This is a genomic window from Nocardioides sp. P5_C9_2 (genome assembly GCF_054049555.1).
In genome coordinates this window covers 1-8,217 of sequence record NZ_JBFUMD010000133.1, presented here as the reverse complement: position 1 = coordinate 8,217, position 8,217 = coordinate 1, and the positions used below count along the sequence as shown (strand labels likewise).

The following is an 8,217-nucleotide window of genomic DNA, read 5'->3' as shown; positions in this document are numbered from 1 at the left end:
CCGGTGTGGTCGGACGCCCTCGCCGTGGTGCGGGTCGATCAGTGGAAGCGGGAGCCGTTCACCTTCTCGGAGATGCCCGAGATGTCGAGCAGCATCGTGAGGCCGCCGTTCCAGAACGAGAACCCGGCGCCGGTGATCATCGCCAGGTCGAGGTCCTCGGGAGCCGCGACGACGCCCTCGTCGAGCATCAGCCGCGCCTCCTGGGCCAGGCCCGAGAGGACCCGCTCCCGGACCTCGGGAGCGGAGAGCTCCACCGGCGACTCCGGCTTCTCGAGGAGCTCGAGGACCTCCGGGTCGATGGAGAGGTCGGGGGCGTAGTAGGACGTCTTCCGCGCCGCCACCACGCGCTCCAGCGCGGGGGAGACGTAGAAGCGGTCCGGGAAGGCGCGGTGCAGCGTCTCGTTGTTGTGCAGCGCGATCGCCGGACCGACCAGCGACAGGAGCATGAAGGGCGGCATCGGGGCGACGCCCGCGAAGGCGCCGTCCGCGACGGTCACCGGGGTGCCCTCGTCGACGATCCGGCCGACCTCGCCCATGAAGCGGCCCAGGAGGCGGTTGACGATGAACGACGGGCTGTCCTTGACCAGGATGGTCGTCTTCTTCAACGCCTTGCCGGTGGCGAAGGCGGTGGCCAGGGTGGCGTCGTCGGTCCGCTCGCCCCGGACGATCTCGAGCAGCGGCATCACCGCGACCGGGTTGAAGAAGTGGAAGCCCACGACCCGCTCGGGGTGCTCGAGGTCGGCGGCCATCTCGGTGATCGACAGCGACGAGGTGTTGGTCGCGAGCACGCACTCGGGCGACACGACCTTCTCGACGTCGGCGAAGACGGTCTTCTTGACCGACATCTCCTCGAAGACGGCCTCGATGACGAAGTCGGCGTCGCCGAACGCGACCTGCTTGTCGGTGGCCCCGGTGACCAGGGCCTTGTGCCGGTTGGCCTTGTCCTGGTTGTAGCCGCGGCCCTTGGCGAGCAGCTTGTCGATCTCGGCGTGCACGTAGGCGACGCCCTTGTCGGCACGCTCCTGGTCGAGGTCGGTGAGGACCACCGGCACCTCGAGGCGGCGTACGAACAGCAGCGCCAGCTGGCTGGCCATCAGGCCGGCGCCCACGATGCCGACCTTGGTCACCGGACGGGCCAGCGACCGGTCGGGGGCTCCGGCGGGCCGCTTGGCCCGCTTCTGCACCAGGTCGAACGCGTAGAGGCTGGCGATCAGCTCCGGCGTGCGCGACATGGCCTCGAGGGCGTCGTCCTCGGCGGCGAAGCCCGCGTCGCGGTCGGCGTCGCGGGCGCCGGCGATCAGCTCGACGGCCTTCCTCGCCGCGGGGGAGGCGCCGCCGGTCTTGGAGGCCACGATGCCCTCGGCGCGCGCGATGGCGGCGTCCCAGGCGTCGCGGTCGACCTCGGGGCGCTCCACGCTCACCGAGCCGGCCAGGACGCGCGCCGCCCACAGCAGGGACTGCTCGAGGAAGTCGGCGCCGCCGAAGACCGCGTCCGCGAGACCGAGGTCGTACGCCGCCGTGCCGCCCAGCGTCCTGCCGTTGTTGAGCGGGTTCTCCAGGATCACGGTGACCGCCTTGTCGGGGCCGATCAGCCGCGGCACCAGGTAGGCGCCGCCCCAGCCCGGGACGAGCCCGAGCATGACCTCGGGCAGGCCCAGGGCCGGCGCGGAGTCCATGACCGTGCGATAGGTGCAGTGCAGCGCGACCTCCAGGCCACCGCCGAGCGCGAGCCCGTTGATGAACCCGAAGGACGGCTTGCCGCCCTCACCGAGCTTGCGGAAGACCGCGTGGCCGAGCTCGGCCACGGTGCGCACGGCGTCCGGGCCGCCGCCCTGGATCGACGTGAGGTCGGCACCCGCGGCCAGGATGAACGGCTTGCCGGTCACGCCGATCGCGGTGATCGTGTCGTCCACGAGCGCCTGGTCGATGGCCGTGTTGAGGGCCAGCAGCGAGCGGGGGCCGAAGGTGTTCGGCTTGGTGTGGTCCTCGCCGTTGTCGAGGGTGATGAGGCCGATCGTGGCGGTCACGCCGTCGACGGTCGGCAGGGCGATCTTGCGCAGGTGCGCCGCGGTGACGCGCTCGGCGTCGGAGGAGATCTTCTCGGCGCGGGCGAGGAGGCTGGTCATGTCGGGCGTGCTCACTTGTCGTCTCCCTCGGTGGTGCCGTCCCAGTGCGGGTTCTCCCAGATCACGGTGCCGCCCATGCCGATGCCGATGCACATCGTGGTGAGGCCGTAGCGGACCTCGAGGCGCTCCTCGAACTGGCGGGCGAGCTGGGTCATCAGGCGCACGCCCGAGGAGGCCAGCGGGTGGCCCATGGCGATGGCGCCGCCGTAGGGGTTGACCCGGACGTCGTCGTCGGCGATGCCGAAGTGCTCGAGGAAGGCGAGCACCTGCACGGCGAACGCCTCGTTGACCTCGAAGGCCTGGATGTCGTCGATGGTGAGACCGGCCTGGGACAGCGCCTTCTCGGTCGCCGGGATGGGACCGGCGCCCATGACCTCGGGCTCGACGCCGACGAACGAGAAGGACACCAGGCGCATGCGGACCGGGAGGCCGAGCTCGCGCGCGGTCCCCTCGTCGGCCAGCAGGGCGGCGGTGGCGCCGTCGTTGATGCCCGCGGCATTGCCGGCCGTCACCTTGCCGTGGGCGCGGAACGGGGTCTTGAGGCCCGCCAGCGTCTCCATGGTCGTCTCGGGCCGCATCGGCTCGTCGGTGGTGGCCAGGCCCCAGCCCGCTTCGGCGGACCGGGTCGCGACCGGGACGAGGTCACGCTGCAGCGTGCCCGCGTCGTACGCCGCCTTGGTCTTGCGCTGGGAGCGCACGGCGTAGGTGTCGACACGCTCCTTGGTGATCGAGGGGTAGCGGTCGTGGAGGTTCTCCGCGGTCTTGCCCATCACGAGCGCGTCGGGGTTGACGATCCGCTCGGAGAGGATGCGCGGGTTGGGGTCCACGCCCTCGCCCATGGGGTGGCGGCCCATGTGCTCGACGCCGCCGGCGATGGCGACGTCGTAGGCGCCGAAGGCGATGCCGGAGGCGGTGGTGGTGACGGCGGTCATGGCGCCCGCGCACATCCGGTCGATGGCGAAGCCGGGCACGCTCTGGGGCAGGCCGGCCAGCAGGGCGGCGGTGCGACCGATGGTCAGGCCCTGGTCGCCGATCTGGGTGGTGGCGGCGACCGCGACCTCGTCGACCCGCTCGGGCGGGAGCGACGGGTTGCGGCGCATGAGCTCGCGGATGCACTTGATGACGAGGTCGTCGGCGCGCGTCTCGGCGTACTGGCCCTTGGCCTTGCCGAACGGGGTGCGCACGCCGTCGACGAAGACGACCTCTCGCAGCTGACGGGGCACGTGTTCTCCTGGACTGGTCGATGGGGAGAGGGAGTGTGGAGGACGCCACGTTACCCTTCGGTAACAAGATCGTGGTGGCAACCCGGGTGTGTGCCCGCTCACGCGGCACCGCTCACTAGGCTGGGGGCATGTCAGAACCCTCGCGGCTGGTCCACATCGTCGACGACGTCGAGGGGATCGCCGACCCCGGCGGGCTCACGATGGTGGTCGTGCTGACCGGGTTCCTCGACGCGGGACAGTCCGCGGAGGTCGCGGCCCGCCACCTGCAGGCGTTGTCGGAGGGACGGGTGGTGGCGACCTTCGACGTCGACGCGCTCCACGACTACCGGGCCCGGCGTCCCCCGGTGTCGTTCGTGCGCGACCACTACGAGGGCTACGAGGCGCCCCGGCTGGTCGTCCGGGCCCTGCGCGACACCGGCGGCACGCCGTACCTGCTGCTCACCGGCCCCGAGCCCGACACCCGCTGGGAGGGCTTCGCGCGCGCCGTGCGCGAGGTGGTGGAGCGCTTCGACGTACGCCGCGTCGTCAGCCTCGGCGCCGTGCCGATGGCCGTGCCGCACACCCGACCCATCGCGATCACCCCGCACGCCAACCGCGCCGAGCTGCTCACCTCGCAGAGCCCGTGGCGTGGCGAGCTCCGGGTGCCGTCGAGCGCGCAGTCGCTGCTCGAGATCCGGCTGGGGGAGTGGGGCCACGACGCGCTCGGCTACGTGGTGCACATCCCGCACTACCTCGCGCAGATGGAGTACCCCCAGGCCGCGACCGTGCTGCTCGAGCAGCTCGAGCTCGGCGGCCACCTGGTGCTCGACCTCACCGAGCTGCGCGAGGCGGGGGAGATCACCGAGACCGAGATCGAGCGCTACCTGTCGACCCACGTCGAGGTCAGCGAGGTGGTCCAGGGCCTCGAACGCCAGTACGACGCCTTCCGCGACGCCGAGGAGTCGGGCAGCTCGCTGCTGGCCAGCGACCAGCCGCTGCCGACCGGCGAGGAGATCGGCCAGCAGTTCGAGCAGTTCCTCGCGGGCCTCGACGACGAGAAGGGCCAGGACTGATGGCCGGCTCGGCGGAGGAGCTCGTCTCCCTGCTGGTCCTCGAGCAGCTCGACGTGGACCTGTTCCGGGGGCTCCAGCCCGACACCAACCGTCAGCGGGTCTTCGGGGGCCAGGTCGCTGCCCAGTCGGTCGTCGCGGCGAACCGCAGCGTCGACGACGTGTTCGTCATGCACTCCCTGCACTCCTACTTCCTGCGGCCCGGGGACCCCGCCGTGCCGATCGTGTACGACGTCGAGCGGATCCGCGACGGACGCTCCTTCGCCACCCGTCGGGTGATGGCCCGCCAGCACGGCCGACCCATCTACTACCTGACGGCCAACTTCCAGAAGCCCGAGGAGGGCTTCGAGCACCAGGACGTCATGCCCGACGTCGTCGGTCCCGACCGGGGCGTCCGGATGGCTGACCTGGCCCGGGAACGGGGCCCGGAGGCCGGTCGGGAGTGGGAGCGGGAGTGGTCCGCCCTCGACGTCCGCTACGTCGGCACCTCGACCATGGGCCTGCCCGAGGACCCCGAGCACCCGGCCCGCGCCCGGCTCTGGCTGCGCATCGCCGGCGACCTCGGCGACGACCCGCTGACGCACCGGGCGGCATTCACCTACGCCAGCGACCTGACCCTGCTCGGCGCGGCGCTCGTGCCCCACGGCGTGCACTTCGGCACCCCCGGCATGCAGATGGCCTCGCTGGACCACACCGTGTGGTTCCACCGTCCGTTCCGGGCGGACCGCTGGTGGCTGTACGACCAGGTGTCCCCGACCGCGGTCGGCGGGCGTGGGCTCGCCACGGCCCGGGTCTTCACCGAGGACGGGACCCTGGTGGCCACGGTCGCCCAGGAGGGCCTGATCCGCCTGCGCCCGACCTGAGCAACGCCGCGTGCGCTGGCGTATAGCACTACAGCGGTGTAATTCCCGACATTTCGTGACAGACACGCCGGGAAATGGTTACGGTTGAGCGCTCGTGTGGCGGTTGTGACCTCTGAGGAGGAAGTGACCCGTCGGCTGCCGCGGGCGTCCGCCCTCCTGTGACCGAGAGTGATCCCGCGTGCGCCCCCTGACCCGCCCCACCCTGACGGCCGCCCTGGTGGTCGCCCTCGTCGCCACCGCGACGCCGGCCTTCGCCGCCCCGCTGACGGCGTACCAGATGCCCTTCCCGTGCGGACAGACGTGGACCGGCTCGACGCGCGCCTCGCACAGCCCCAGCAGCAGGTCGATCGACTGGAACCGCGCCGACGACGCGGGCTCGGCCGTGGTCGCTGCCGCCCCCGGCGTGGTGACGACCGCCGACGCCACCGGCCGCTCCGGCTACGGCCACCACGTGGTGATCGACCACCTGAACGGTGAGTCCACCGTCTACGCCCACCTCGAGGCCGTGGTGGTGACCGTCGGCCAGCGTGTCGACCAGGGTGCCCAGCTCGGCACCGTCGGGGCGACCGGCAACGCCCACGGCACCCACCTGCACTTCGAGGAGCGGTCGGGGCGCTCGGTCATCCCCGCGTGGTTCGCCAGGGCCCCGTACCGGTACGGCCCCGCGACCTCCGCCAACTGCGTGGACGTGCCGATCGCGGGCAACTTCGTCGGCGACGGTGCCGCCGAGGTCGGCGTCTACCGGCGGGCCAGGAGGTCGACCTTCCTGGTCAACGACCCCGCCGGCACGGCTCGGGTCGTCCCCTTCGGCCGCTCCGTCGACGAGCCGGTGGTCGGCGACTGGGACGGTGACGGGACCAGCAACGTCGGCATCCGCGTCGCCAGGGCGTCCACGTTCAAGCTGCAGACTCCCGCCGGCGTCCGCAAGGTCGTCTTCGGCCTTCCCTCGGACCGGCCCGTGGCCGGTGACTGGAACGGGGACGGCATCTTCGAGGTGGGTGTCCACCGGTCGTCGAGCGCGGCCTTCTACCTGCGTCGCGCGGACGGGTCGTACGGCGAGGTGCCGCTCGGCGACAGCAACGACGTCCCCGTCACGGGCGACTGGAACGGCGACCGCGTCACCGACGTGGGGGTGTACGACCAGGCGACCGCGACCTTCGTGCTGCGGGTCGTCGACGTCGAAGGGCGGGTGTGGACCGCCGCGGTGCCGCTGGGCGCCCCGTGGGACCTCCCGGTCGCCGGCGACTGGGACGGCAACGGGATCACCGACCTGGGCGTCTGGACCCCGACGACGGCGACGTTCGTGCAGAGCCGGACCGCGCCGATGCTCACCGGGACCACCAGCCAGCGCATGGACGTCACCACCATCCGGTTCGGCCGCCCGCGCCGCTGACCCGCGTCAGGCGGGCGTGGCCCGACCGAGCAGGTGCGGCGAGGAGGTCCGCGGGTCGGTGAGCGCGAACGTGTGGACCCCTTGGGCGACGGTGTCGGCGAAGGCGACCGTCCCCGGCAGGAAGACCGGCTTCCTGAAGGCCACCGCCACCGTGACCGCCTCGGGGAGGCGGTTCTCGATGGCGGCGATCGAGCGCGCCTTCGTCCACATGCCGTGGGCGATCTGGCGCCGGAAGCCGAGCGCCCTCGCCGTCAGGGGGTAGAGGTGGATCGGGTTGTGGTCGCCGGAGACGGCGGCATAGCGCCGCCCGAGGTCCGCCGGCAGCTGCCACTCGACCCCGCCGGTGGGGGCACCCGTCACGACCAGCCCCCCGGTCGCGTCCGGGTCGCCCGGACCGCGGCGCAGGTACGTCGAGGTCGACTMCCAGACGGTCTCCCCGGCGGCGGTGACCGTGGTGACGAAGTCGAGCAGGCTGCCCTTCGGGTGCGGTCGAGGTGCGGCCACGGCGGTGACCAGGTCGAGCACCTCACCCACGCCGATCGCCCGGTGCGCGGTGATCGCGTTCTCCAGGTGCACGGTGCCGATCGCGGGGTACGGGAACGTCGCGTCGCCCATGATCGCCATGTGCAGCGGGAACGCCAGCAGGTGCGGGTAGGGCAGCGGCACGGTGTCCTTGCGCGGGAAGCCGCACACCGCGGCGTACGCGTCCACGTCCGGGCGGCGGACCTCGACGCCGTGGCGGGCGTAGGCGAGCCCGGTGAACTCCGACACGGGACCCTTGCGGACGCCCGGCAGCAGGTTGACGCCCGGAACGGCGGGCAGTGCTGCCCGCACGAGGGTGCGCAGGCCGCTCGGCTCCCCCGTCAGGAGGGTGGGTCCGGGGGTGGCCACGTCAGGCGCCCAGCATCATCTGGCCGCAGACACGGACCACGTTGCCGTTGACGGCCGTGGAGCGCGGGTCGGCGTACCAGGCGATCGTCTCGGCGACGTCGACCGGGAGGCCGCCCTGGCTCATCGCGTTGAGGCGCTGGCCCACCTCGCGGGTGGCGAAAGGGACGGCCGCGGTCATCGCGGTGATGATGAAGCCGGGGGCGACGGCGTTGATCGTGATGCCGTTCTCGAGCTCGTCGGCGAGGCTGTCGACGAGGCCGATCACGCCCGCCTTGGAGGCGGCGTAGTTGGTCTGGCCGACGTTGCCGGCGATGCCGGCGATGGAGGCCACGCCGACGATGCGGCCGTTGTCGTGCACGACGCCCTCCTCCAGCAGCACCCGGGTGATGCGCTCCGGCGCGGTGAGGTTGACCGCGATCACGCTCTCCCAGCGGTCGGTGCCCATGTTGGCGAGCCTCTTGTCGCGGGTGATCCCGGCGTTGTGCACGACCACGTCGACGCCGCCGTGCTCGGTGCGCAGGTGGTGCGCGATCCGCTGGGGTGCGTCCTTGGCGGTGATGTCGAGGACCAGGTGGTCGCCGTCCAGCTCGCGCATCAGCGACTGGAGCTCGCTGGCCGCCTGGGGGACGTCGACGCCCACCACTGTGGCCCCGTCGCGGTGCAGGACCCGGG

7 protein-coding genes are annotated in these 8,217 nt (G+C 72.2%); 3 read left to right on the top strand and 4 right to left on the bottom strand.

What is annotated here, in order from left to right:
* Positions 1-38: 38 nt before the first annotated feature.
* Positions 39-2,126 (bottom strand): 3-hydroxyacyl-CoA dehydrogenase NAD-binding domain-containing protein, encoded by a 2,088-nt coding sequence (locus tag ACXJKL_RS08860; protein ID WP_457206697.1) that lies wholly within the window; start codon positions 2,124-2,126, stop codon positions 39-41.
* Between the two features lie 11 nt (positions 2,127-2,137).
* Positions 2,138-3,349: a thiolase family protein gene (locus ACXJKL_RS08855; protein WP_457206696.1), complete on the bottom strand. Its 1,212-nt coding sequence runs from the start codon at positions 3,347-3,349 to the stop codon at positions 2,138-2,140.
* A gap of 128 nt (positions 3,350-3,477) precedes the next feature.
* On the opposite strand from ACXJKL_RS08855, the gene ACXJKL_RS08850 reads away from it, so the two are divergent.
* The 3 genes from ACXJKL_RS08850 (at position 3,478) to ACXJKL_RS08840 (ending at position 6,654) form a co-directional block, all read left to right on the top strand.
* Positions 3,478-4,401, top strand: coding sequence for a proteasome assembly chaperone family protein (locus ACXJKL_RS08850; RefSeq protein ID WP_457206695.1), 924 nt, complete (start codon positions 3,478-3,480; stop codon positions 4,399-4,401).
* Positions 4,401-5,261, top strand: a complete 861-nt coding sequence (locus ACXJKL_RS08845; protein WP_457206694.1) for an acyl-CoA thioesterase — start codon at positions 4,401-4,403, stop codon at positions 5,259-5,261. The genes ACXJKL_RS08850 and ACXJKL_RS08845 overlap by 1 nt, the downstream gene beginning before the upstream one ends.
* Before the next feature lie 178 nt (positions 5,262-5,439).
* Positions 5,440-6,654: a peptidoglycan DD-metalloendopeptidase family protein gene (locus tag ACXJKL_RS08840; RefSeq protein ID WP_457206693.1), complete on the top strand. Its 1,215-nt coding sequence runs from the start codon at positions 5,440-5,442 to the stop codon at positions 6,652-6,654.
* 6 nt (positions 6,655-6,660) lie between these two features.
* Here ACXJKL_RS08840 and ACXJKL_RS08835 read toward each other — a convergent pair whose 3' ends face one another.
* Both ACXJKL_RS08835 and ACXJKL_RS08830 read right to left on the bottom strand, forming a co-directional pair.
* The gene (locus tag ACXJKL_RS08835) at positions 6,661-7,545 is read right to left on the bottom strand and encodes a MaoC family dehydratase (RefSeq protein ID WP_457206692.1); all 885 of its coding nucleotides are present in this window, start codon (positions 7,543-7,545) and stop codon (positions 6,661-6,663) included.
* A 1-nt stretch (position 7,546) separates the two neighbouring features.
* Positions 7,547-8,217: SDR family oxidoreductase (locus ACXJKL_RS08830; RefSeq protein ID WP_457206691.1), on the bottom strand; the 671-nt coding region annotated here is incomplete at its 5' end.